The following is a 25865-nucleotide window of genomic DNA, read 5'->3' as shown; positions in this document are numbered from 1 at the left end:
TTGGCCGCGGATTATATGGAGAATTTGTGACTGGATTTAATGGATCTATATAACAATGAAGTATGTGGGACGGCTGGCAACTTGTCTCCGAAATAAAAGACTAACTTCACTAAATGAGGGTATTTCAATAATAAAAGTTCGTGATTACAGGGAAGGGGATGTGAAATGACTACAAAAATCAGTGAAGGGCCAAAAGTGGAAACAAGAAGGGAACAGCCCTATGTAGCAATACCTCTTGAAGTGGAAATTTTGGACTGGAATCAAGTCAGGGGACTGATTGATGAAGTTTACAGATGGCTGAAGCATCACAAAATAGAACCGGTCGGCGAACCATTCTACCGTTATTGGGTGATAGGTGGGATAGAAGAGGAATTCAATCTTGAAGTAGGAGTTCCAATCGAGAGAATGGTTTCTGGGGATGAGCATGTCATTACAGGTTTTATTCCCGGAGGAAATTACGCAACAGCAAAACATAAAGGGCATCCGGATTATTTGGAAGATTCGTTGTATGCGCTTGAGCAATGGGCGGTGGATGAAGGGCTCGAGCTCGACAAACGCTATGAAGGCGACACGGAAATATGGAATGGCCGATTCGAATTTTACCTGGACAAACCGGGAACAGGCAGGCTGGAGGAAATGACGATAGAAATTGCTTTTCTTTTAATGAGGGATGACGCTGCTTAATAGAACATATCAAAAGGCACCGGCGCACAGAGAGTTTTGTGTGGGCGGTGCCTTTTCGTATTGTCCAGACTCCGGCGGCCCAGCTCTTCGGGTAAAAGGCTGCTCCTGTCTCTGCATCGCTTCGCTAGCTTCGAGACATGAAAGGGCGTTGCATCGCTGCGCTGCTTCGTCGCAAAAGATAGCCCAAACAAGTTTGAGCTATCTCTCGCCGTCGCTCTTCTTATTGTCCAGACTCCGGCGGCCCAGCTCTTCGGGTCATAAGTCATCCCAGCTGCGTGGCAAAGACCGCCATTACGCTGGTCCGCCTTATGCCTTTCAGAGCTAAACGGGCACCGTCGCTTTTCTTATTTCCCAGGAAATAAATTTTACCAGAAAATAGTATGTTTTTTGACAATTTGTTTTGCTGCACAAAAAATTTCCGGTTATACATATTGAGAGTTTGGGCCAGCCAAACTGAAATCCAGGTGATTCGCTTTAAAAAAACCCTTATTCTATTCTGAATTTACCCGGGAATACTCGAACGTTCAGAAGGAATAAAATATGGAAGATTTTATTGGCACAGATAAATTCAAAGAAGTGGAAGAGCAATATGCACCGATGATTTCAGCGTTGATCCGTAAAGTGAATATATACCGTGATTTTGAACTTTACCGCCAGGTCGGTAAAGTGGCACTGTGGCAGGCTTGGATGCGTTTTGATGGAGAAAAAGGTGATTTTACGCCATTTGCGTTCAGGACAGTCCATGGCGCATTGCTTGATGAGCTGGCCAGGGAAGGGAAATACGCAAAGCTGTTTATCCTGTCGGAAGGCGGGCATTTCGATGAACTGGAGGCGCCACTGCGGGAAGAAAAACTTCCGGAATGGATCGAGAGTATAGATTTGAAAGAGAAGGAGCGTAAATTGCTGAAGGAATTATTCGTCGAAGACAAAGCGGTCAAGCAGCTGGCTGAGCTTTACGGAATATCAGTGGCAGGCATGAAAAAGAAAAGAGCCCGTCTGCTGGAGAAGATTAAGGATAGCGATTCATTTCGGAATCGTGACTAATTTTCTCGAAATAATTATTTGAGGAAAAAAGTTTTATGATCCTGAATTTCCTGTATAATAAGTTCCGCATAAGCCCTTTGGAAAGCAGGTGAAGTATTTGTTCGAAATGATGACCGGCATGATCAATAATATATTTTTCATCATTTTCCCGATTGTGCTTTACCAAATGCTGGCCGGAGCTGGTAAGCGTAATTTCTTTGTGGATTACCGGGTGACGATGACTATCCTGTTTTCTATTTCCATCATTTTATGTATGGTGTTTCCTTATCAAATTCTGACAGACGACTATATATTCGACTTGCGGCAAGTGCCGTTGATTGTCGGCGCCTTGTACGGAGGCCCAGTCATTTCTGCTGTGCTGTTCCTGGTTTCTGCAATCGGCCGGATTCTGATTGGCGGCGATGGAATGTATATTGCCGTGCTCAACCTTTTTGTTGTCGCTGCCGGAGTGCCATTCCTTCGTCCCGCATATATGCGGATGAGCAGAGGCAAGAAGGTCGCGACAGTATTCATAATTTCTATTCTCTCGTTACTGTTCAATATGTTTGCCGGCCATTTGCTGTTCGGTGATCCGATTCATGACATAATCAACATTTGGCTCATGCTTATGCTGAATCAAGGAATGATGATTGTTCTGACGGCGTTGTTGATCGAACATATTGTCCGGCAGGAGTTATTGCTAAACACATTGATGAAGCACGAAAAGCTCGAAAGCGTCAGCCATTTTGCAGCGGCGGTTTCCCATGAATTGCGGAATCCCATGCAAAGCATCAAAGGTTTTATTCAATTGATGCAGGCTTACGATTACAGCCGTGATAAGCAGCTGGAGTTCCATGAAACCATTCTGGATGAAATTAACTCGGCGGAAAGCCTGATTGATGATTACCTGATTTACGCCAAGCCGGTATACGGGGAGCTTGACCGCATGTCAGTCAATGATGAAGTGTGCGGCGTATTGAAACTTTTGGGGCCATATGCAAACAGCCTGGGTGTAGAGCTGTTTTGCCATCCAGCGGAATCCGAGATTTATATCCGTGGAGACCGTCAGAAGTTCCGTCAGGCGATGGTCAATATCATTCGGAATGGTGTCGAATCCATGCCTGAAGGCGGCGAAATGATAGCGCGCATAAAAGTGCAGGCATCAAAAGTGATTGTGGAAATTGCCGATCAAGGCGTTGGCATGACGAAGGAAGAAGTCGAGCGACTGGGCGAGCCGTATTTCTCGAATAAAATCAAGGGTACCGGTCTCGGCATGATGGTCACTTACAGCGTCATCCATCAAATGAAAGGCATTATTATCGTCAATTCCGAAAAAGGATTGGGCACGGTTTTTAAACTAGTGTTCCCAAGGCTGGAGTGAACAAAATAAACCGCCTGAGAAAAAGTGATTTTTCTCAGGCGGTATTTTTGTGTCCATATCAATTATCGGTTTTTTCCTTCAGCAGTTTAACAAACGGCATGACGGATTTCTCTTTTAATTTGGCTTCAAACATGATGTCCGCATCGGTGCCGTCGAGCAAAGTCAGCAGTTCCTCGAAATCTTTTTCAGATACAAGTTCATGATGGCGGAGGTCGGTGAAACCTTCCTTGCCGGTGCTGATATGGATTTTCGGAGTGCCGTAGCCTTCCCAGGTAGCTAAAATCTCAGCAAAATCCACAGCAGTTCCGTCATTATTGCAGTTATGGTGATGAATGTCGAAACAGATTGGCACGCCGCAAAGTTTATGGACATCCAAAACATCACGTATCGTAAATGTTTTATCATCATTTTCAAGACGAATTCTTTTCCGTATCCTTTCAGGCAATTTCAGATACGTATCGGCGAATTGCTGTTTCGCTTTTTCTTTGTCGCCATATGCGCCGCCTGTGTGGATGATGATATCGTTTCCTCCCATCAGCGAGATGAGCTTTTCATGATAATCAAGATCCTGGATCGATTTCTCGACCACTTCAGGTTTAGGTGAATTCAAAACTGTATATTGTCCGGGATGAACCGAAACCCGCATTTGATGGGTCTCTACGATATCACGTATTTGCCCGGCTATAAAAAGGAAATCCGGATCTTCCCACCAGATCCATTCATTTACCGGATGCGTTGAAAGCGGAACAATTGAACTTGACGCCCGGTAAAAATAAATGTCGTTTGCAAGATTCCAATTGATGATATCCAAAGTCGTCTGCATATTTTTTAAAGTAAGTTCTTTAATTTTTTCGGTACCTTCCACTTCCGCAGTAGCAACCCGCAAAGTCCGGAAAACGGTTTTTAATTCTGTATTCATACACGCATATCCTAATCTCATTCATATTCAACTCCTTGCCCACTGTATACCCGGATCTTTGTTACATTATCCTCACACAAGGGTATACTTATTGAAAAGTTGAAGACGGAGGGGAAACGATGAGAGCGGAAATTACACAGCTGGAGAAGGGTTACAAAGCCGTGTTCGAACGGCAGTTGGCACAGGGAACCGATAAAGTCTGGAGCATGCTGGCCGATAACAGCCGACTAAAACAATGGTTCGCCGAATTGCAGATTGCTGAACCAGGGAAGGGCGGCAAACTTGTTTTCGATATGGGCGATGGGAGTATTGAAGAGTTGGCGATCACCGATTACGAAGAAGGGCGCGTTCTCGCTTTTGAATGGTGGGATGACCATGTTCGTTTTGAAGTGGAAGAAGAAAATGGAGGGAAAAGTGTGTTGCGCCTGATTGAAACGATTGAGCGCATTACTGATCAGACGGCTAAAGACCTAGCCGGCTGGCATGTCTGCCTCGATGTAATCGAAGCAATTTTGAATGGCAGAGAGATAAATCGTGAGGAAGAGTGGCAGCATTGGCATGATGAATATAAGCGCCTTCTCGACAGTATGACTGTCGAATTCGAATAGAACCAGCTGACGAATCCGGCCATTGCGATGAGCCGGGTTTTTGTTTGGAAAATTTTCTTATTAAAATTGTTGAGGTGCGAAAATTGCGGTTTGAGGTGCGGAAATTGGTCTGCGAGGTGCGGTTATGAGCATTTGAGGTGCGCTTTTCACCGTTTGAGGTGCGATCAGCCTGATTTATGACAAATAAAAACAGTAGCCAACGTAATTTTCAGCAGCAAATTTAATTATGGATAATTTTAGAGTTATTTTAAATTTAGTTGCGCGATTTACCGAATTAGTTGCGGTCAGGCTCAATTTCTTCAAATAAAAAAAGGAACCTTCAAAAAGGTCCCTCTCCAATCTCATTTCCTCCTCGATTGAGATACATTTTTCGATGAAGCCGCCTCCGGTTTATGAAAACAGTCCAGCAAAATGTAGCCGAATACGATTCCCGCAATGGCAGCGATGGTTGTCATTGCATATTCGCTTGTCAACATGTACGACGGAATACGCAATCTCAGTGAAGTGAAAGGCAAAAAGGTCATCAATACTACGTAAAGGGAAGGCAAACCGACTGCCAGAAACTTGAACCAATCAAATCCAATTGCCCGACGTTCTTTTCTTTCCAGCAGGAATTTTGGCAAGCGCATCAAAACCCCGATTACCACAGGGAATAAAGCAAGAAACACGATAGGTGGTAATAAAATAAAATTCTGGCTGGCAGTTTCAGAAATATCTGCCTGGATAAGTGTTCCCATATATACAATAAAACCAATAACCAATGTCCAAATTAAATAATACAGAAACCTCTTCAAAATAAACTCCTCCTCTACGCAATTCTCTATCCGATAATCACTCTATATACTGAATACGAATTACATAGGGGAATGGTTTCATTATTCTGTAAATTCAACTGATTCATTTCAATCCGGCTTAACCAGTCTTCTTGTATATTTTCACGGCAGCCACTCACGTAACACGGAACTCGTATACTTGCTGGCCGGAGAATTCGCCTTTTTCATAAACACGTTCTGCGAATGTAATATTATCTTCATAATCCACCAGCAGCACAGTCGCTGATCGTGTACCGTAATCAGCTGTTTTGATGAAAATCGGAGACAGCATCCGTTCAAATTCCAGGCCGACGCCTGTCACTGGCAGATGTGGATCAGCGGCCTGTTCAGCATCTCGTAAAATTTCAAACAGGTCGTCTGGGTCGACGTTAACCCGATTCTCCAAGTAACTTTCCATACGTGATTTGCCTTTCAACACTTTTGGCCAGGGTGTATTGAGAAAATGATTGCTCAAACCATGGGTGCCCGGTGAAACTTCAACTATTTCCTGTTCAAGATTATTATAATAGAACAGTTTTTCCCTATCGCCCAACAGCACATTGAATCCTGTGTAAGCATCGGGTTCAAGGGACTTTAGAAAAGTTGCCGGATCCGAATCGGCAGCAAGATAATCTTTGACCAAAGCGCCTCGGGAAATCTTTCCTGTTTCCGGTAGGGAAGGATCACGGAAATTGGTCAAGGCAGCAAAACGGCCGGATTTTGTCACACCCAACCAAGTCCCCATTTGTGATAAGTCCCGTCCGGCCAAAATATCCGGCTGGTCGTCCCAAAAATGCGCTTCCTGGGCTGGCCGTCCGTAAAACTCATCGCGGTTTGCAGCAACGACTAATTTGTACTTGGGATGTTGTCTATACTGAAAGTTAATCAGACACATAGAAGCTGCCTCCTTTTTGTTTACATTATATAGAAGGAAACATTGAGAGGACAGTGCCGGGGATTATGTTCTCACCGGCGGGCGTTCCGGCCATATCCTGCAACTTCAAAATCTCTTACGATCTGAAGTCCTTGATCCACCTGGCGCAAAGCATTGAATGCGAGTTATTGGCCGAAGGGGTAGAAAGACCCGAAGAAGTATTATTTTTAAAAGAGCATTCCTGTACAGTGTTCCAAGGCTACTATTATAATAAACCTTTACAGATCAAGGATTTCGAAGAAAAGTGTCTCCTGAAATCTTCGCTTTTGCCATAAAATGAATAAAAATATTTATGGGTCTAAAGATTTATTTTAGAATGGAATCTGTTAAACTAGATGAAGGTATGTAAAAGGCGATTCCGAATACATCAGCAAGGGTGTGGGGATATATATGATTCAGGATGCAGCGAAGTTATCTATAGAAAAAGCCTTAATGGACGGAATCCAGGAAATGGTTTTTATAGTCCGTCTTGATGATGGCAAAATGATTTATGAATTTGTGAATCAGTCGGCTATGAAAAAAACGGAATTGGATCAATCGGCAATCGGCAAGACCTTCTATGAAGTTCAATCGTATGAATTGGCCGACAGGGTGCATTCCCAATATTTAAAAGTATTGGAGAGTGGCTGTTCCGCTATCTATGAAGACAGTTACGTGGATCCGGAAGGGAATATAAGACATTCAAAAACCCGGCTGACTCCGATGTTCAACATGGAGGGTGATTGCACCCATATCGTCAGCATCGTTCAGGATATTACCAATGAAATGCAAGCAAAACAGGAAAGTATAGACGCCTGGAAAAGTCTTGAAGAAAGCCGTTCCTATTACCATTCGCTGTTTGAACACAATGCGGATGCAATTTTGACATTGGATTTGAAAGGGCATATCAAAGGTGCCAACCCGGTTGGCCAAAAGCTCAGCCAGCATCCGATGGAAGAGTTGAATGGACGGCGTGTGCTGGATTTTGTTGTTCCTGAAGACCGCAGAAGAACCCTGAAGAATTTCCGTAAAGCAAAAAATGGGATATACACGAATTTTCGTGTCACAATCATTCAGAAAAATAATAACCGTTTAGGGGCGCTGGTGAAATTCATCCCCATTAAAATCCGGGAAGTGACTACGGGCTTTTATGTAATACTGAAAGATATGCGCGAACTTGATCAAATGGTTGAATTATATATGGAAAGTGAAAAGAATTTCAGGATAATCGCCGAAAATGCCAATGACGTAATTATACTGATCAACCACCGCCAGGAGTATCTGTATATTTCTCCATCGTTAAAGAATATCTTTGGCTATTCCCCAGGGGAATATGAAGGCAAAGAGCCGTTTCATAATGTCCATCCTGAAGACCTTGAAAAATTATACGGCACATTGAGTGCTTCTATAAAAAATGGCAGCATCTGCAAAATGCGGGTACGTGTCGGCCATATAGATGGGCACTGGATCTGGTCTGAATTGCATGGCACTCCAGTTTTTGATGACGAAGAAAAATACAGCCATATGGTGATGATTGTCCGAGACGTATCCCTGCAGAAGGATTATGAGACAAAGCTGGAATTCTACGCTTACCACGATCCATTGACAGGTTTGCCGAATAGACGGTATTTCCAGGAAACGCTGGAAAAAGCATTGGCTGATTATCACGAAAAAGGCGATAATTTTGCAGTGCTCCTTCTTGATATCGATAAGTTCAAGGGGATTAACGATAAGTGGGGACATGAAATCGGAGACGCAGTCATTCGTGAGTTTGGCAAGCGGCTGACAGCCGGCATCTATAAAGAGGATCTGGCAGCCAGGCTCGGAGGAGATGAATTCATCATTTTATTGCCTGGCGTCGATTCTGTAAAATCAGGAGTTCTGGTGATGAATAAAATCAGGCAGGCAATGATGAGTGAATGGAAGTTGGATGATATTGTTTTATCTGTTTCCACCAGCATCGGTATGACGATGCCAAACGAAAATTCGACTTTATCATCGATTCTGAAGGAAGCGGACAAGGCGATGTATGAAGAGAAGAACCTTAAAAAAAGAGATACTGTTATGGACCGTCTGTAAGGCTTGCTGCCTTGGACGGTTTATTTTTTTGTTAAAAATTGAATGAAGAATTAGGAAAAAAGTATTATTAGAATTTTCTGAATAAAAAATATTCACAATTCATGAGCTTAATGGTATGATAATCATAATTCAAATGCCTACTAAATTACCATAAAATGTATCTTAATATATTTAAGATTCTCTTTTGAAGCATCATGAATCCCTGTATACCAATACTTTTAGGGACTGAGTAAAAATAACTGGAAATTATTGTATAGAATTATTTGAATTTTTAGATAGTTGAGGTGTTTAGCGGATGGCCAAACTTTACATAAAATATCCGATTCCAGTTAAAATTTTTTTGGCACTGCTGTTATTAGCGCTTTTGGCAGAGCCGGGAAAAGAGTCAGCGCAGCCTGCAACTGCGGATGGTGCTGCAGTTTTGACTGATTCAGTGGATAAACTGCAAGTAAATCAATCAATTTTCACATTAAAAGACGCTCAAAATGCATACACAATCGATGAAGTGGCAACTCCGCCTGTCAAATGGAGTTTCATGCCGAATGATGAAGGCATCTTCAACAAGGGATTCACGGAAGCTTCCTATTGGGTCCAGTTTAATATTGTGAACCAAGCGCCGGCCAAAGATTGGCTGCTCGAATTGCCGATTCCCTCACTTGAACGTGCAGTCCTTTACTCACCTTCAGCAAATGGTACCTTTGAAGAAAAGGAGATTAGCAGAGAAGTTCCGGTGGCTGAAAGGGAATATTTCCATCGCAATCTGATTTTTGATCTGGATTTTGACGGACAGGATCAAGCAACTTTCTTTTTGAAAGTTGAATCAGATGGACCATTGCAGCTTCCTATGACAATCTGGGATGCTGAGGCGTTTCAAGCGCAAACGAGGTCGGTTACCGCTTTGGTGGGCTTATTGACAGGCATCGGAATCATACTTTCTGTTTATTATCTCGGCCAATTTGTCAGGCATCGCCAGAGAGTTTATCTCTATTTCCTGATTTTTGCTTTTTCGGTGTCTTTCGGGCTTGCGGCTATGGCAGGACTGACGCTTTCGTATATTTGGCCGGAACATTCCTGGTTAAATGGAACAATTGTCTATGCCAGTATCGGAGTAACCAGTATTTTCGCATTGCTTTATACGGAAAGTTTTTTGGATACAAGACGCCATTTCCCTGCTTCAAGGAATATTATCAAAGTATTGGTATGGGCCAATGCCGCTTTAATCATTCTTTTGTTCCTTTTTGAAGATATTATCAGGCAGCTGCTGCCGCTTTCGTTGATTGCCAGTGGCGCATTGATGCTCGCAGTATCGGCAGCAAGCTGGAATAAAGGAATAAAGTATGCACGTTATTATACAGCAGGTTCGGTGCTGTTCCTTCTCGGAACAGGCACAGCCATTTTCCAGATGTTTGGAGTAAGCCCTTTGAGCATGGAAGCGAAAAATGCGGTCTATCTTTCAATTGGAGTATCTATTTTCCTATCCGCTATTTCACTGTCGGACAAGGAGGCCGCCAAGATAAACGACAAGCTGAAAAGAGAGAAGAAAGCGGTTGAAAGGCAGCGCCTGGCGATGGAATCGCTGAAACATGCAAACGAACGGAAAGACGAACTATTGGCCATCACCTCACATGGTTTGCGGACTCCGCTATACGGCATGATCGGAATTGCAGAAACCTTGCAGGAATCAAACGCAGGAAGAATTTCGCCAGCAGTCAATCATCAGCTTGGCACTATTGCTGATAACGGAAAAAAACTGGCTCATATGATCAATTCCATCCTGGATTTTTCAAAACTGAAGCAAAACTCCTTGGACATCCATGTTGAACCGGTGAAAATCCATAAGCTGACGGAAAATGTCCTCGAAATTTGTAAACCATTAGTTAAAAATGAAAATGTGCGGATATATGAAACCGTACCGCACAATCTCCCGGAAGCAATTGCAGATCCGGATCGCTTTCAGCAGATACTTTATAACCTGGTTGAAAATGCAATCAACTATACAGATTCCGGAGAAATCGTGATTTCAGCCAAAAAATCTGGCAAACAAATTTTGGTTTCCGTCCGTGATACAGGAAAAGGTATTGAACAGGACAAGCTTTCCAATCTATTTGAAGCATTCCATAAAACAAGTGAAGAAAATAAAGATAATAAGTCAGGCACCGGCATCGGCCTCAATATCACAAAACGGCTGGTTGAACTTCATGGAGGATGGCTTAAAGTGGAATCGGCTGTGGGCACGGGATCAACATTCAGTTTCACATTACCCATCTATTCACCGAACGAAAGTGAAGAGGGTTACCCGCCTGAGGTTCAAGTGATAGAAGAGCTGAGTGCGGCAGAGATTACTGAAACTGTAACCGCCCGCAGAAAAAGCGGTGCCCAAATACGTGCACTAGTTGTGGAACAGGAGGAAGTAAACCGGCAAATGCTGATCTATCAACTGGAGCAGGAAGGGTATTCAGTGTACGGCGCCAGCGGAGGGATAGACGCCATCCGGTTATTGGAAGACCAGCCCATTGATCTGGTAATTCTTGATTGGTCACTTGAGGACATGAGCGGAGACGAACTGTGCCGCCATATCCGAAAAGATTACACATTGACGGAATTGCCGATTCTGATGCTCTCAGAACGTGCGGGCTTACGTGAGAAAACCGAAGCATTTACAGCTGGAGCAAACGATTACCTTTTGAAACCGTGTGATAAAGAAGAGTTTTTGCTTCGAGTGGATACGCTGTCGAATCTGCGGACATTGACCCAGGAAATCACGAGCTTGAACTATTTCCTGGAGCGCAATGTCAAAGAACGGACAATGGCACTCGAAATAACCAATATGAACCTTGTTACGGTAAATGATGAAATACAGGAGATCGAAAAATCCCGTAATGAGATGCTGTCGACGATTTCCCATGAACTTGGAACGCCGATTACGCTTATTCACAGCTATATCCAGGCAGTAAAAGAAAGCATCATTGACGAAAAGAATCCAAGGTACCTGGATATGATACACAATAAATTATTGATGCTGGAGCGATTGACGGAAGACCTGGTGGAACTGGCGAAATACAAATCAGGCAATATGACGCTGCGTTTTGAAAGTGTCCGTATCGGAGATTGGCTGGACAGGCTGATCCAGGGAATGGAAGCGGACGTCACACAGAGCGGACGGATATTTGAATACGTTGAAACCGGTAAGGAAGAATGGCAGGAAGACTATACTTTGTCCATAGATGTGAACCGGGTAGACCAGGTATTTTCAAATATACTTTGGAACGCCGTTAAACATACTTCGTCGATAGACGGAAAAATTTCCATCAGCACTGAAATTATCAGCCGCGGCAAGGAAGGAGCTGTGCTTGAGCCAGGACAGTTTGATGGTGAAGTGATTATAAAAGTTTCCGATACCGGAAACGGGATACCGGACGATGTCCTTCCCCACGTTTTTGACAGATTCTTTAAGATGGATGTTCCTAACAAGCAGCAAGGAAGCGGACTGGGATTGGCAATAGCGAAAGAAATCATTCTATCGCATAAAGGCGAAATCTGGGCGGAAAGTGAAATGGGGAAAGGGAGTACATTCTATATTGCATTGCCTTTGACGATATAAAACAGCTACAGGAGGGATAATATGAGTGAAGCCACTGTATTGATTGTTGAAGATGAAGAAGGCATCCGTGAATTGATCCGGCTGTTCCTTATAAAGAAAGGATATCGCATCATTGAAGCGGAAGACGGCTATGAGGCGATGGACCAGCTTACGAAAGAAGATGTGGACATAATCCTGCTTGATATAGAAATGCCCGGCATGAATGGGCTTAAGACGTGTGAGCAAATTCGCCTCCAGACAAAAGTGCCGATTCTCTTTGTCAGCTACCTGAAGGATTTGAACCATAAAATTCAGGGGCTGGATGCAGGAGGCGACGATTATATTACCAAACCTTTTGACTTCAATGAACTTGAGGCGCGCATAAAAGCGATCCTGCGGCGCAATGGCTGGACGAATGGGGAAGAAGATAAATTGGCTGTACTGGAATACGATGACCTCCAAATCCACCTTGACGCAAGGGAACTGTATGTTGCCGGCAAGCCGGTGAAATTATACCATAAGGAATTCCAGCTTCTTTTGCTGCTGGCACAGACGCCGAACAGGGTATGGACCGCGGAGCAATTATATGATCACGTGTGGGGCTATTATTCAGAAGGGGATATCCAGACCGTCAAAGTCCATATCAGCAATCTGCGGAGAAAAGTGGAAAAGGATCCTGCCAAGCCGATCTATATCCATACAGTCAGAGGCTTTGGCTATAAATTTACTGTTCAATAACTGGTTTGGATAGTGGGGGAAACTAAATGATAAAGATGGAAATAAGCTGTGGAAAAGCCATTCCGCAGCTTATTTTTTATGGTCAAAAATAAAAAAAATAACGTTTTTATAATTATTCGAATTATTAATCTAATTTAACTTGATTTTAACCTTGTCTATTTAGTATTGGCTTTAATGAACGAGGAAAAAATGTGAGATAAAGGAGGAATTATAGTGATCGAAAACAATTTTAAACTGCCGGAAGAAAAACGGATGCAGAACTTTGAAAGCCAGACTGTCTTCAAACGGCCGCAGCATGCCGACATAAGAGTGCCAGCCGAAACATCACTCGGACTGTCGGAAAATATCGCAGGGTCACTGACCTATTTATTCGGTTTTATTTCCGGGTTCATCATGCTGCTGGTAGAGCGCGAAAATCATTTTGTCCGCTACCATGCCCTTCAATCAATTTACATTTCCATCGTTTTTGTCAGCGCCTATTTTCTGCTGGGGATGATTCCCGTCATTGGCTGGTTCTCAAGTATGTTTTTGGCACCCGCAGGCCTTGTACTTTGGATTATTCTGATGATGAACGCCTATAAAGGAAAATATTCAAAAATGCTGTATATCAGTGATTTTGCAAATAAACAATTATGACGTGTCAGCAGTAAACTTTAACTAAAACTGAAACCAGAGGTGCATAAGATGAAGAACCCGTTAAACATTTTGGAGGTACTGAAAAGCATCAGAAAAAGAATTCCGCTGATTCTGCTGTTGATGATTACATTTATAGCAGCAAGCGGAGCCATCAGTTACACCTTGATGAAGCCGGTGTACCAGGCATCCACCCAGATTCTTATCAATCAGAATGACGCCGCCGCCCAGGAATTCACTACCCAGGATATCAATACGAATCTCCAATTGATTAGCACCTATAACCTCATCATCAAAAGCAAGGTGATTCTGAATGATGTTATAGCCGAGTTGAATTTGGATGAAACTCACCAATCGCTTAACGATAAGATTGCGGTCAGCAATGTCGAGAACACGCAGGTGATCACGATTGATGTAACCGATCCGACGATGGAAAATGCCGTTCTGATCGCGAACACGACAGCGAGCATATTCGAGGAAAAAATTCCGGATCTCATGAAAGTCGACAACGTCAAGATTCTGGCCTCAGCTGAAGTGCCTCCTGTACCAGCGCCGATTAAACCGGATCCGGTGATGAACATGCTGATTGGCGCAGTGCTTGGCCTGCTTTTCGGAGCCGGGTTGTCTATCTTGATTGATCAGCTTAATACCACTGTACGAACAGAAGAAGATATAGAAGAAATTCCGGGTCTTCAAGTACTGGGCATTGTCAGCAGAGTGACTGACCTTAAAAATGATAAGAAAGCAGAAGAAAGTTATAGAGGAAGGGAGATGGAACCGTATGTCGAACAAGAAAAAATCCAGCCGGCAAGCAGTGCGAAAATTGGTGGTACGTACTAATCCGCATTCAATATCAACTGAGCAGTATCGCACTATCAGGACAAATATTCTGTTTTCCATGCCGGCGGATGATATGAAAACAATTCTTTTCACTTCCCCTTCCAAAGAGGAAGGGAAATCAACGACCTGCTCGAATATGGCAGTCGTTTTCGCCGAATCAGGCAAACGAGTGCTGATGATCGATGGTGATATGAGGCGTCCGACTTTGCACCATACTTTCCATATGAGCAATAAATCAGGTCTTTCCAATCTGTTGCTGGGTAAAGGCCGGCTGGCGGATACGATCAAAAAGAGCGGTGTTAAAAATTTGGATTTGTTATTATGCGGACAAATTCCAGGCAATCCAGCCGAACTGCTGCAGTCTCACGAGATGGATGTCCTATTGAAAGAAGTGAGAGAAATGTACGATCTTATACTTATTGACTCACCTCCGCTTCTCGCGGTGGCTGATTCAAAAATTCTTGCCAATAAATGCGATGGTTCAGTACTTATCATCAATACCGGCAAAACAGAAAAAGCCAGTGTTGTAAAAGCGAGAGATGCACTGGTGACCGCAAAGGCATTCGTCATCGGCGTTGTGTTGAATAACTTCGATTTGGCAAAAAATCATTCTTACTATCAGAATTACGGCAGTTAAATCACGAAAATGAAAGACGAGATGAGGTAATGATATTGACGATTAAAAGAAGATATCTTTTGTTATTCACAATAGATTCACTGATTCTTCTTTCATCCATATTTCTTTGTTTCCTGTTCCTTTATCCGTACGAGAACGTATTCAGCAATGAGATCCTGCTGATCAGCATGACCACACTTTTCATCGGTTACCATTCGTTCGCCTGGCATTATGGCCTTTACAAAAAAATGTGGATCTATGCATCCATTGAAGAACTGAAGTCTCTTGTTAAAGCAGTCACGCTGACTCTATTTGCAACGATGGTAATGCAATTCGCCTATTCGGGGCATCTTTACACACGCACGCTGATGCTGACATGGATGCTCCTGATCCTGTTATTGGGTGCCTCACGAATGTCACTGCGGATTTACAATGAATGGATGATCAACCGTGAAACAACGGATAAGAGCCGGACTTTGGTCGTCGGAGCTGGGCAGGCGGGAAGGATGATTGTAAGACAGATGCAGCAAAATCCCGAATGGGGGAGAAACCCTGTCGTTTTTGTGGACGACGATCCCCGGAAGTGGGGGCTCGAAGTCTATGGGCTGCCGGTAGTGGGGAGTCTCAAAGATATCCCTGAAGTGATCAGCCCTTACCATATCGATCAAATTGTGATTGCCATCCCTTCAATGTCAAAAAAAGAAATGGCAGAGCTCACGAAGCTATGCATTAATTCCGGCATGAAAACGCAAACGATTCCGAGAATCGAAGATTTGATGCTAGGAAAAATTACTGTCAATGATATCAGGGATGTGAAAATTGAAGATATACTGGGCAGGGAAGAAGTCAAGCTGGATATGGAAGCCATCAAGGAAAAATTGAAAGGCAAGACGATTATGGTTACTGGTGCGGGAGGCTCCATAGGTTCCGAAATCTGCAGGCAGATTGCCAACTTCAAACCATCCAGTATCCTATTGCTCGGCCATGGTGAAAATTCCATTTATACGATCGACAGAGAATTGCGGGCGAAACTTCCAAAGAGCATCAAATTGGTTCCAATCATAGCAGACGTGCAGGACCGAAAAAGGATTTTTAACATCATCGAGTATTATAAGCCCGACGTCATCTATCATGCTGCAGCCCATAAACATGTTCCGCTAATGGAAGCAAACCCATTGGAAGCTGTAAAAAATAATATTATGGGAACAAAAAATGTAGCAGAAGCAGCTGATGCATTCGGCATTGGAAATTTCGTCCTAATTTCGACTGACAAAGCAGTCAATCCGCCCAATATAATGGGGGCCACCAAACGTTTTGCTGAAATGATTGTCCAAAATCTGGCCAAGAACAGTGACACGACTTTTGCAGCTGTGCGTTTCGGAAATGTTCTCGGCTCCAGAGGGAGTGTTGTTCCTCTATTCCGTGAGCAAATCGCCAACGGGGGTCCAGTTACAATAACAGATCCGGAAATGACGCGTTATTTCATGACGATTCCTGAAGCTTCCAGACTCGTTATTCAAGCAGGGCTGCTGGCTTCCGGCGGTGAAGTGTTTGTTCTGGATATGGGGGAGCCGGTAAAAATCCTGGACTTGGCCCGCAATATGATCCGGCTTTCAGGCTATGAGGAAAATGAAATCAGAATACAATATACGGGCATGCGCCCAGGAGAGAAACTTTACGAAGAGCTGCTTGATGACAGTGAAATTCAATCGGAAAAAGTATATCCGAAAATCTATATCGGAAAGGCCACACCTATCAGTGAAATCGAGTTGAGTGCAGTATTGAATAAACTGCCGGAAATGACAGAAGAAGAAGTAAAGGAAAAACTTCTTAGCCTGGCAAACCGGAACCCGAGACCGGTCGAAAAGCCGGTAGACAATCTGGAGAAACAGTGGAAGCCCAAAGAGGAGTTCGCTTGATCCCGAACAAACCGCTTATTTGCAAACAAGCTCACCAATAGTGTGCAGATTGAGATTCAAATCAGTTTAGGAGGAAATGCGGATGCGTAACCTGCAAAGTCGAATATATGAAAATACGCCGATTTTTGTCCAAAACGTTTTGACGAGCTGGAACGGTTACCGTAAGACGCGCAGCCGCTACGGCAACCTGTATTATTCCTTTCTGATCGAGTTGGAGAAACGGCAGTATCTTAATGAACACCATGCAAAAAAGTACCAGGAACAGGAACTCCAGCGCCTTCTGCGCTATGTGACCGAAAAAAGTCCATTCTACAAAGAATTCTATAAAAACATTGATATTGAAAAGATCAGAACAGTTGAAGATTTAAAAACGCTTCCTGTTCTTGATAGGGAAATACTGCTTCACAATATCCAGGATATTTATACCGTGACCGAAAATACAGCCGCAGAAAGTGGGGTCACCTATGAAAAAGGGAATGTCCTTAAGCTGCTTTTCACTAAGGAAGATGTCCAAAAGAAAAAGGCATTCCTGGATTTCTTTAAAAAACAGCATGGGGCAGTGAATCTTGAGATGAAGAGAGCCTCATTCAGTTCAAGGCATATCATACCGGACAATCAGCCCGGAAAGATTTTTTGGAGAGACAATTACTTTGTCAGGCAACGGATTTACTCGAGTTATTATTGCACACAGGAAAATGCGGCCACCTATATCGAGGACCTGGAAAAATACAAACCGGATTTCATCGATGGACTGCCCTCAGCAATTTATGAATTGGCAAAGTTCATCAATCGCAATAAGCTCATCCTTACATTTAAGCCGGTAGCCATTTTTTCGGTAGCGGAAAATGTTTTACCTGAATGCCGGAAGGAAATTGAGGAAGCTTTCGATTGTCCGTTGAGGGACCGCTACAGCTCTTCTGATGCAGCCCCGTTTGTAATGGAGTGCGTAAAAGGGAGAATGCATTATAACTTATATTCCGGTGTAATCGAAACGACAGAAGAAGGAAAGATGATCGTTACGAGTTTCAATAATTATGGTACCCCGTTAATCCGCTATGACATAGGCGATAGAGTGGAATTTCCCGAAATAGATGCCGGCTGTGAATGCGGTTCTGTCCATCCTGTGTTTGAAAAAATTTTCGCCAAGCCATTCCGGCAGCCGCGTTCTGTCAGCGATGGAAACTTATCGACAGGTTACTATCCGGATCCCGTCCATAAAGTTCAGGGTACACTGAATAAATTCCATCTATTCAGCAATAAATTCTTACTTTTTAAAGAAGGAAGCGGCAATACCTGGTTTTCATCCATCACCAAAAAAAGCGCAATCGATTAACGACTGGATATATAGAAGTGTATGCTGAGCCATAATTTTTGAAATGAGGTGCTAAGATGAAATTGTTAGTGACAGCTATTCCATATTCCATCCCAAGGTCAAAAAGCAGGAGAGGTGCAGCTGCGTTATGAAGATATTGCCTTCTGCTGAAAGTACATTTGCTGCCCCGTCTCCGGCACCGATAAAAGAAGACTCCAAAATCCTGCTCTCATCACCGCATATGACAGGAAATGAAATGAAATATATAGAGGAAGCATTCCGCTCGAACTGGATTGCACCAATGGGACCGAATGTCGACAAGTTTGAAAAAGAATTGGCCAATTATACCGGTGTCAATGCTGCAGCTGCTCTTAGTTCAGGGACTGCGGCTATCCACTTGGCACTCCAAATTATTGGCGTTAAGCCTGGGGATAGAGTATTTTGTGCCTCATTGACCTTCATTGCCAGCGCAAATCCAATTTTGTATCTTGGGGCAGAACCGGTCTTTATCGATTCGGAAGAAGAAACCTGGAATATGTCACCCCGTGCACTTCGCCGGGCATTTGATGATGCTCTCTCGGAAAGGAAGCTTCCGAAAGCAGTCATAGTAGTCAATCTGTATGGCCAAAGTGCAAAAATGGATGAATTGATGGCAATTTGCAACGAGTACCGCGTTCCGGTGATCGAGGATGCGGCTGAATCTTTGGGCTCACGCTATAAAGACAAAGCAAGTGGGTCATTCGGCAAGTTTGGGATCTTTTCATTCAATGGCAATAAAATCATCACCGCTTCAGGTGGAGGGATGCTGGTCTCAAACAATGAACAGGCGATACAAAAAGCCCGCTTTCTGTCATCACAGGCTAAAGATGATGCCCCTTTTTATAAACACAGTGAAGTCGGCTATAACTATCGCATGAGCAATGTGTTGGCCGGTATTGGCAGAGCTCAGCTCGAAGCGATCGATGACCGGGTGGAAGCTCGGCGTGCAGTCTATAAACGTTACGAAGAAGAACTTGCTGATTTGCCGGCCGTCAGCTTTCAGCCGGAAATCGAAGGCAGTTTTTCAAACCGCTGGCTCACCGTTATGCTTTTGGATCCGGAAGTAACACGCGTTACGCCACACCGGCTGAAAAGAGCATTGGAATCCGATAATATTGAAGCCCGCTATGTCTGGAAACCGCTGCATACCCAAAAACTTTTCGAAACAGCGAAGTTCTATCGGCATGAAGGCAAGGTCCCGGTCAGCGAGAAACTTTTCAAATATGGATTGTGCCTGCCATCCGGTTCCAATATGACTTACGATGAGCAAACGCGCGTGATCGAAGGCATCAGAAAAATGCTTGTGTAGTTTTATAGAGCCGGTTATCGACCGCAGCACACACATAAAACTAATGAATAAAACCAGGCCGCCCACCGGCCTGGTTTTATTCGTTGTGAGCTCTTTTTAGCAATCACATATATCCCTTTGATGATACTATGTATAATATAGTATTGACGGGAACAGGGAGACGATGAAATGGCGAGCAAAGAAAACACAATGAGCAAAATTATCGGTGCACTCCCAGGGTTGCTTCTGAGCGGGGCAGTCATGGCCATGGGAATATTCAGCGCCCAGCTGATTGGTGTGCTGCTTGTGACGGGCGGTATCCTGCCTGCAGGAAGTGCCAGCCCCATCTCTGGTATTTTTACTGCCATTTTGATCGGGATACTTATCCGGAATTTAATTGGCTTGCCTGATTTCTTCGGTGCGGGCATCGACTTTGCACTTAAATATGCCTTGCGCGCAGGAATCATTCTACTCGGTCTGCGCCTCAGCCTAAGCGAAGCATTAAAGCTTGGTGCTTGGGGAGTGCCATTGATCATCGCCTGTATCTCAACCGGTCTTTTCGTAACATTGTATTTTACACGTAAGCTCAACCAATCGAGCCGTCTTGGCACCCTGATTGCCACCGGTACCGGGATATGCGGTGTCACCGCTATCATGGCAACGGCTCCGGTGATTAAAGCGCGTGAGAACGAAATCTCCTATGCCATTGCCAATATTACGATTTTCGGTTTGATCGGCATGCTGTTCTATCCATATCTTGCGCATATCTTTTTTGCGGATAATCCGGTCAAAGCGGGACTGTTTCTTGGGACCGCAATCCATGATACGGCCCAGGTCGCTGGGGCAGCATTGATTTACGCTCAAGTTTTTAACGCGAATGAAGTCATTGATGTCGCAACGATTACAAAACTGACCCGCAATGTTTTCATCATTGCAGTGATACCATTTGTTTCCTATCTTTTTTTCCGCAATCACAGAGAAAGCGAAGAGGGGAATGCAGGACAGTTGCCGAAATGGTATAAGCTCTTTCCGTTATTCATCCTCGGTTTTCTTTTGCTGTCGATGATGAGGTCAATCGGTGATGCGACCGCGTCAGGAAACGGACAGGCATTCGGCTTGTTTTCGCCAACCGGCTGGGAGGAATTCCATCGTTTTTGGAGTTCTTTCGGTTCAACATATATGCTTGGCATTGCAATGGCGGCTGTAGGGTTGTCAACTAATTTGAAAGCTTTCAAGGGAATGGGCATCACTCCGTTTTACATCGGATTGATTGCGGCGGTTGCTGTAGGTTCCGTCAGTCTGCTGCTGATCGCATTGTTCGGGGATTACGTCGCTGTGTAAATTAGGCGGCGTTTTTTAAAGCTCCGCCACGGGTATACTCGTATTAGCAGACAAGGAGGAGATTTTCATGGATATTCAACCAGAACGGGATATGTTGAAAGACGATTATGGCAATTATTATGTTGTCTCGAACGCTTCGGGCGATTCATTAACCATTATAAATGCCGCCTTGTATTATGCGTTCAACCAAATGATCGATGAAGAGTTTGTGGCAAAAGCGCGCGAGCTCTATCCGAATGATGTTGCATGCGGTAAGTTTTTCGCCGATCAGGTCATGGAGCATATCGAGGAACTTGAGAAACCGGAATCAACCGGCAATATCTATCCAATCGAAGAAGTGAAGAAGCACTACGATCTCCATGTAAAACCGATTTATGAAGATTCCTTCCATATGTAATGAGAAAGCCTTTGCCGATGCGAAGGCTTTTCATTTTATAGGGTCTGTGAATAGCGAATGATCTTCCTTCAATTCTTTTAATTCGGATGCCGTAATGTTATACTTTTATAATCAAAATTAGAAAAGGGAGGCCCATAAAAATGTATATCGTTACATCTACGGTGCTGGTGTCTCCGGAAAAGACGGATGAAGTGATCGGCATTTACCGGAAACGCTCAAGGCGGGTTGATGAGAATGAAGGTTTCCTTTCATTTAAACTGATCCAAAATACGAAAAAGAAAAATGAACTGACTGTCCATATGGAATGGGAATCAAAAGAAGCATATATGGCTTGGGTCAAGAGCCAGGAGTTTAAGGAAATCCATGATATGGAGAAGAATTATCCGGATCAGGAACTTGCCGGAATCATTCCGACAGTCCGTCAATATGAGGTAGTGGCCGAGTGAAGATAGAAACGAAGCAATTGATAGCCGCTGAAGCGGCAAAAAGTATATATGAAGCGTATCCGGATTTATGGGACCGTTTCGGCGAAAAAGGTTTTATCCACACGGAAAAGGATAATCATCACCATTTGGATCATTTGGAGACAGCTTTTTCAATGGCGGATGAGGCTATCTTTTTGGATTATACAAAGTGGCTTGAATCGGTTCTTCGGAGCCGGGGTGTTGAAACGGCCTTGATCATTGATAATTTTGATCGCCTGATAGCGATATTGCCGAAAAAAGTGGATAAGGAAGAAGAAGTGTTTATGCTTGGGTGTTTGAAAAAAGCGAACCGGCTTTTAGGACAGGTATGAGCAAAAGGAGGCTGGCATGACGGAACAAGCACGTGAACTGGCTGAAGTGTTTTTGGCTGGCGAAGACGAAAAAGCGATGGAAACCGTTCTTGGGTATTTGGAAGATCATTCGCATGATGAGCTATACCACGACTTACTGACGCCAGCGATGTATTTGATCGGAGACTGGTGGCAGGAGAACCTCATTTCAGTGGCGGACGAACATCTGGCGACAGCGATCTGTGATTTTGTGGTTTCGGCGGCAGAATTGAAACGGCAGCCGAAAAATGGAGTACACCGTAAAGTGATGGTCCTTGGCCCGGAAGGCGAAGATCATTACATTGGCTTGAAAATGGTTTCGTCTCTGTTCAAAGACCATGGGTGGCAGGTCCAGTATATGGGACCGAATCTGCCTTTGGATGCAGCGCTTGAATCTGCCCGGCGCTGGCAGCCGGATGTTATCGCAATGTCCGCTGCACTTGCTTACCGTTTGCCTTCTCTCAAAGCATATTCAAAGGCTTTCCGGCAACTTGAATTTAAACCGGCAATCATTCTTGGAGGGCGTGCGGTTGCTGCCGCTGATATTTCGAAGATACGAATTGAAGGAACGCTTGTCGTCAAAGACTTGCCCCAGTTAAAAAATTGGCTACAAACCGGAAAGGAAGCAGAAAATGACTTCGATATCTCCATTTGACAGCTGGCCGCTGCCGGCATATCAATTGAATAGCGAGCTTGAGATTGTTGAATCGTCAGGAACAGCGAAATCGATGTTCGGGGAAAAACCGCATTTTTTGGATCTTCTTGATGAAGGAAGTGTTTCAAAAGCTGCGAATTTTCTTCAAGCATCCAATTTTTCAGGTCCGTTTGAATTGAATTTTAAAAACACTGCTGGATATCTGCAGGTTTGCGACCTTCATTGCAAATGGGACAGTGATTTTACCCTGAATGTAATCGTTGTTCCGAAAGATAATCAGGTCTCAAAGATTTCTGCCCAGCTGTCCAGCCTGCGAAACCGTTTGAATGATACAAATTATGATTTGTTGCTTGAAAAAGAACGTACCGAGAAATTACTGCAGCGTGTCCGGGAATTATCGGCACCGACCATTGAACTTGGAGATGGGCATCTGCTGATCCCGTTTTTTGGCGATTTGGATTCAGCGAAAATCGAGTCGATCAAAAGCCATATCCTTAATGATGTCTATGCCAAAAATGCTGAAACTGTAATTCTTGATCTGACCGCAATGGATAAAATCAGCCAGGAAGGGATGGGCTATCTGAATGCACTTTTGCAGACTTTCAAAGTAATGGGAATCGACACTATCATTACAGGCGTCCATCCGGAGCATGCCAAGCAACTGCATGCCTTGCAAACGACAATTCATATGCGCTTTGAAGCATCACTGGCAGCTGTATTGTCCGAGCGGCGTTTAGTGATATAAACTCTTGAACAATGAAATGAATAAGCAGGAAAACCGGTGCCTGTGCTCCGGTTTTTATTTTTTCAGAAAAGCTTTTCTTCTTAAAATGTAGATTCCCTGAGCCGGAAAGATGCCTATTAATGGCAAATTCGCTACAATTGTTTTGAGAAGGAGTGAAATGTATTATGCCAATAAAGAAATTCAATCATATACCACTGGCTGTACTTGATTTGGCGCCGATTAATGAAGGCGACGAAACAGCACAGGCATTCAAAAATAGCGTTAATCTTGCTCAGCATGTCGAGAAACTGGGCTTTAATCGCTTCTGGCTTGCCGAGCACCACAATATGCCGGGAATCGGCAGTTCAGCGACATCAGTGCTGATCGGCCATATTGCCGGCCATACAGAATCCATACGTGTCGGCTCCGGTGGCGTCATGCTTCCGAACCATGCACCACTTGTTATAGCTGAACAGTTCGGAACGCTGGAAACAATTTATCCAGGACGCATCGACCTGGGACTTGGGCGTGCCCCGGGCAGTGACCAAGGCACTTCCTATGCACTGCGCCGGACTTTGGGCACAACGGGCGACGAATTCCCTCAGCTTGTCGCGGAATTGGAGAATTACTTCTCTCCGAATCCAGTTGGACGGGTAAAAGCCTATCCTGGCACCGACTTGAATATTCCACTCTGGCTGCTTGGTTCAAGCGGGTTCAGTGCGCAGCTTGCTGCACAGAAGGGCTTGCCGTTTTCATTTGCCAGCCATTTTGCACCGGATTATATGATGCAGGCCCTGCAGTTATATCATCAGAATTTCAAACCGTCGAAAGCTTTGGATAAACCGTATGCGATGCTTGGCGTCAATATCATCGCTGCCGATACCCAGGAACGCGCCGAATGGCTTGCCACTTCCCAGCAGCAGCAGATGTTCAGCCTTATGCGCGGGGAACCGACAACATTCCGTGCACCGATCGACAATATTGAAGAAGTCTGGTCGCCGCGTGAAATTGCGATTTACCGGGAGAAAATGAATTCCGAATCGACAATTGTCGGAACGCCGGATGTGGTGCATGAAAAACTGACAGCATTCATCAATAAAACAAGAGCTGACGAAATTATCGTCAACTCCCAAATTTTCCATCACGAAGACCGTTTGCGTTCTTACGAAATTGTAGCGGACATGATGGAGTAATATATGTAGAAAACCCCGCAGGAATGCGGGGTTTTTTAATGGGCAAGAACGTGAAATTTTTTTGTATGAGGATTCTTAGGAAAAGTGTTTCCTTGGTTAGACTCCAGCGCCCAGCTCTTCGGGTCATAAGCCAGCCCAGCTCTGCGGTCAAGACCGCGCCGCTGTTCTGGCTTGTGCCTTTCAGAGCTTGACGGGCGCTTGCGCTTTTCTTTTGTTATTGCAGTTCCCGGGCTTTATCGTCGTTGCGTTTTATCTCAGCAGGAGCATCGTCTTCTTCGTTATAAGGTGCATAATCAGGGGCTCCTTCACCGATCATATTCAACGCAGCGTAATAATCCTCATCCATTCGGCGTTCCATTTCCCTTAAATCAGAAAACTTGCGTTCCATAATTATCAGCCTCCTTCTGAATTAATATGCAGCACCGGCGGAAGAAGAGTGTCCCTTTACTCTTAGTATACTGATATTTCAGTTAATTTAAAGTGGAATGTCTTATAAAGATTTTCACAGGAAATATCGTATAATCAAAAGGTGGAGGTGGCCATATGGAAGCGGATGAAATACTCGAATTTCAAGTGAAAAAAGCACTGGAACATTCTTCCGGAAAGGTATCTTTAGCCATTGAGACAAAAAATGGCCGAATTGACATCAACAGCCATAAGCAGATGAAGTCTGCAAGCACGATAAAATTGGCCGTGCTGTTGGAGGCTTTTAGCCAGATTGACCGTGATTTGGTGAAGCCATACGATATCATAAGACTCCAACCGGAAGATTTCACGCAAGGGTCCGGTGTATTATTCCATCTGGGTTCTGTTAAAAAACTGTCCTTCGAAGATTTGCTGACATTGATGATCATCGTTTCCGATAATACAGCATCCAATCTAGTAATACGCACAGTCGGCATCGACAGAGTCAATGCGCTTTTGAATCGTCTTGGATGTAATGAAACCGTGCTGGGCCGTCAATTTATGGATATCCAGGCAGCCTTGGATGGGCTCGATAATTTCACATCGGCGGCAGACTTGGTGACAATGCTGAAAGCGGTGGATTCTGGGGAATTGTTATCGGAAGACAGCCGCAGGCGTGTGCTTCATATTCTGAAGAAACAGCAATTGCTTACGAATCTGCATGGCCGAATTGATGAAGAAGATGAAGTTTCGGTCGCTTCAAAATCCGGCAGTCTGCCGGGTGTTGTAAATGATGCAGGGATTTTTGAATACCGCGGCGATAAAGTCTATGCAGCTGTGCTAGTAAGTGATTCACCTGACAATCACAGCGGCCAGGAAGTAATCGCGGAAATCGGCGGCTATATTTATGACTGGCTGAAAATGCAAGAAAGCCCTGCTGGATAAATTCAGC

General features: G+C 44.1%; 26 protein-coding genes. 22 read left to right on the top strand and 4 right to left on the bottom strand.

Annotated elements, in window-relative coordinates; genetic code table 11:
* The first annotated feature begins 165 nt into the window (after positions 1–165).
* From DP120_RS08220 to DP120_RS08210, 3 genes are all read left to right on the top strand, one after another.
* Positions 166–684: a GyrI-like domain-containing protein gene (locus DP120_RS08220; RefSeq protein ID WP_112223148.1), complete on the top strand. Its 519-nt coding sequence runs from the start codon at positions 166–168 to the stop codon at positions 682–684.
* Between the two features lie 540 nt (positions 685–1224).
* Positions 1225–1728: a sigma-70 family RNA polymerase sigma factor gene (locus DP120_RS08215; RefSeq protein ID WP_112223147.1), complete on the top strand. Its 504-nt coding sequence runs from the start codon at positions 1225–1227 to the stop codon at positions 1726–1728.
* Positions 1729–1834: 106 nt separating this feature from the next.
* Positions 1835–3088, top strand: coding sequence for a sensor histidine kinase (locus tag DP120_RS08210; protein WP_240612000.1), 1254 nt, complete (start codon positions 1835–1837; stop codon positions 3086–3088).
* A 58-nt stretch (positions 3089–3146) separates the two neighbouring features.
* Here DP120_RS08210 and uvsE read toward each other — a convergent pair whose 3' ends face one another.
* Entirely contained in the window at positions 3147–4028 is an 882-nt protein-coding gene (gene uvsE / locus DP120_RS08205; protein ID WP_112223145.1) for a UV DNA damage repair endonuclease UvsE, read from the bottom strand.
* 98 nt (positions 4029–4126) lie between these two features.
* Here uvsE and DP120_RS08200 point away from each other — a divergent pair, with 98 nt between their 5' ends.
* A complete protein-coding gene (locus DP120_RS08200; protein WP_112223144.1) occupies positions 4127–4615 on the top strand; it encodes an SRPBCC domain-containing protein in 489 nt (162 codons plus the stop codon).
* 341 nt (positions 4616–4956) lie between these two features.
* On the opposite strand, the gene DP120_RS08195 is transcribed toward DP120_RS08200, so the two are convergent.
* Positions 4957–5409, bottom strand: coding sequence for a hypothetical protein (locus DP120_RS08195; RefSeq protein ID WP_112223143.1), 453 nt, complete (start codon positions 5407–5409; stop codon positions 4957–4959).
* Positions 5410–5563: 154 nt separating this feature from the next.
* Positions 5564–6322, bottom strand: coding sequence for an NRDE family protein (locus DP120_RS08190; protein WP_112223142.1), 759 nt, complete (start codon positions 6320–6322; stop codon positions 5564–5566).
* A 65-nt stretch (positions 6323–6387) separates the two neighbouring features.
* Between DP120_RS08190 and DP120_RS08185 the strand changes: the two genes are divergently transcribed.
* The 17 genes from DP120_RS08185 (at position 6388) to DP120_RS08105 (ending at position 24508) form a co-directional block, all read left to right on the top strand.
* Entirely contained in the window at positions 6388–6636 is a 249-nt protein-coding gene (locus tag DP120_RS08185) for an EAL domain-containing protein (RefSeq protein ID WP_112223141.1), read from the top strand.
* 115 nt (positions 6637–6751) lie between these two features.
* Positions 6752–8419 carry a diguanylate cyclase domain-containing protein gene (locus tag DP120_RS08180; RefSeq protein WP_112223140.1) on the top strand — a complete coding sequence of 556 codons (1668 nt, stop codon included), beginning with the start codon at positions 6752–6754 and terminating at the stop codon, positions 8417–8419.
* Between the two features lie 295 nt (positions 8420–8714).
* Entirely contained in the window at positions 8715–12020 is a 3306-nt protein-coding gene (locus tag DP120_RS08175) for an ATP-binding protein (RefSeq protein ID WP_112223139.1), read from the top strand.
* Positions 12021–12041: 21 nt separating this feature from the next.
* A complete protein-coding gene (locus DP120_RS08170; protein WP_112223138.1) occupies positions 12042–12737 on the top strand; it encodes a response regulator transcription factor in 696 nt (231 codons plus the stop codon).
* Between the two features lie 213 nt (positions 12738–12950).
* A complete protein-coding gene (locus tag DP120_RS08165) occupies positions 12951–13373 on the top strand; it encodes a DUF4870 domain-containing protein (RefSeq protein ID WP_205854517.1) in 423 nt (140 codons plus the stop codon).
* A gap of 48 nt (positions 13374–13421) precedes the next feature.
* A complete protein-coding gene (locus tag DP120_RS08160; RefSeq protein WP_112223137.1) occupies positions 13422–14210 on the top strand; it encodes a YveK family protein in 789 nt (262 codons plus the stop codon).
* On the top strand, positions 14197–14847 hold the full coding sequence (locus DP120_RS08155) for a CpsD/CapB family tyrosine-protein kinase (RefSeq protein ID WP_240611987.1): 651 nt from the start codon (positions 14197–14199) through the stop codon (positions 14845–14847). Before DP120_RS08160 ends, DP120_RS08155 begins: the two co-directional genes overlap by 14 nt.
* A gap of 35 nt (positions 14848–14882) precedes the next feature.
* Positions 14883–16745 (top strand): polysaccharide biosynthesis protein, encoded by a 1863-nt coding sequence (locus tag DP120_RS08150; protein ID WP_112223286.1) that lies wholly within the window; start codon positions 14883–14885, stop codon positions 16743–16745.
* Positions 16746–16827: 82 nt separating this feature from the next.
* Entirely contained in the window at positions 16828–18078 is a 1251-nt protein-coding gene (locus tag DP120_RS08145; RefSeq protein ID WP_112223135.1) for a phenylacetate--CoA ligase family protein, read from the top strand.
* A 127-nt stretch (positions 18079–18205) separates the two neighbouring features.
* Positions 18206–19405, top strand: a complete 1200-nt coding sequence (locus DP120_RS08140; protein ID WP_112223134.1) for a DegT/DnrJ/EryC1/StrS family aminotransferase — start codon at positions 18206–18208, stop codon at positions 19403–19405.
* A gap of 189 nt (positions 19406–19594) precedes the next feature.
* Positions 19595–20725, top strand: coding sequence for a YeiH family protein (locus DP120_RS08135; RefSeq protein ID WP_112223285.1), 1131 nt, complete (start codon positions 19595–19597; stop codon positions 20723–20725).
* Positions 20726–20792: 67 nt separating this feature from the next.
* The gene (locus DP120_RS08130; protein ID WP_112223133.1) at positions 20793–21122 is read left to right on the top strand and encodes a hypothetical protein; all 330 of its coding nucleotides are present in this window, start codon (positions 20793–20795) and stop codon (positions 21120–21122) included.
* 140 nt (positions 21123–21262) lie between these two features.
* Positions 21263–21568, top strand: a complete 306-nt coding sequence (locus DP120_RS08125) for an antibiotic biosynthesis monooxygenase family protein (RefSeq protein ID WP_112223132.1) — start codon at positions 21263–21265, stop codon at positions 21566–21568.
* On the top strand, positions 21565–21918 hold the full coding sequence (locus DP120_RS08120; protein ID WP_112223131.1) for a hypothetical protein: 354 nt from the start codon (positions 21565–21567) through the stop codon (positions 21916–21918). The genes DP120_RS08125 and DP120_RS08120 overlap by 4 nt, the downstream gene beginning before the upstream one ends.
* A gap of 16 nt (positions 21919–21934) precedes the next feature.
* Complete coding sequence (locus DP120_RS08115; protein ID WP_112223130.1) at positions 21935–22591, top strand: cobalamin B12-binding domain-containing protein; 657 nt, start codon at positions 21935–21937, stop codon at positions 22589–22591.
* Positions 22569–23336 carry an STAS domain-containing protein gene (locus DP120_RS08110; RefSeq protein WP_112223129.1) on the top strand — a complete coding sequence of 256 codons (768 nt, stop codon included), beginning with the start codon at positions 22569–22571 and terminating at the stop codon, positions 23334–23336. Before DP120_RS08115 ends, DP120_RS08110 begins: the two co-directional genes overlap by 23 nt.
* Before the next feature lie 164 nt (positions 23337–23500).
* Positions 23501–24508 (top strand): LLM class flavin-dependent oxidoreductase, encoded by a 1008-nt coding sequence (locus DP120_RS08105; RefSeq protein ID WP_112223128.1) that lies wholly within the window; start codon positions 23501–23503, stop codon positions 24506–24508.
* 214 nt (positions 24509–24722) lie between these two features.
* On the opposite strand, the gene DP120_RS18400 is transcribed toward DP120_RS08105, so the two are convergent.
* Positions 24723–24896: a hypothetical protein gene (locus DP120_RS18400; protein WP_165843741.1), complete on the bottom strand. Its 174-nt coding sequence runs from the start codon at positions 24894–24896 to the stop codon at positions 24723–24725.
* A gap of 155 nt (positions 24897–25051) precedes the next feature.
* Here DP120_RS18400 and DP120_RS08100 point away from each other — a divergent pair, with 155 nt between their 5' ends.
* Positions 25052–25858 carry a serine hydrolase gene (locus tag DP120_RS08100; protein WP_112223127.1) on the top strand — a complete coding sequence of 269 codons (807 nt, stop codon included), beginning with the start codon at positions 25052–25054 and terminating at the stop codon, positions 25856–25858.
* Positions 25859–25865: the final 7 nt, after the last annotated feature.

The sequence above is a fragment of the Planococcus halotolerans genome (assembly GCF_003289955.1).
Taxonomy (GTDB): Bacteria; Bacillota; Bacilli; order Bacillales_A; family Planococcaceae; genus Planococcus; species Planococcus halotolerans.
This window is presented reverse-complemented; position numbering and strand designations above follow the sequence as displayed.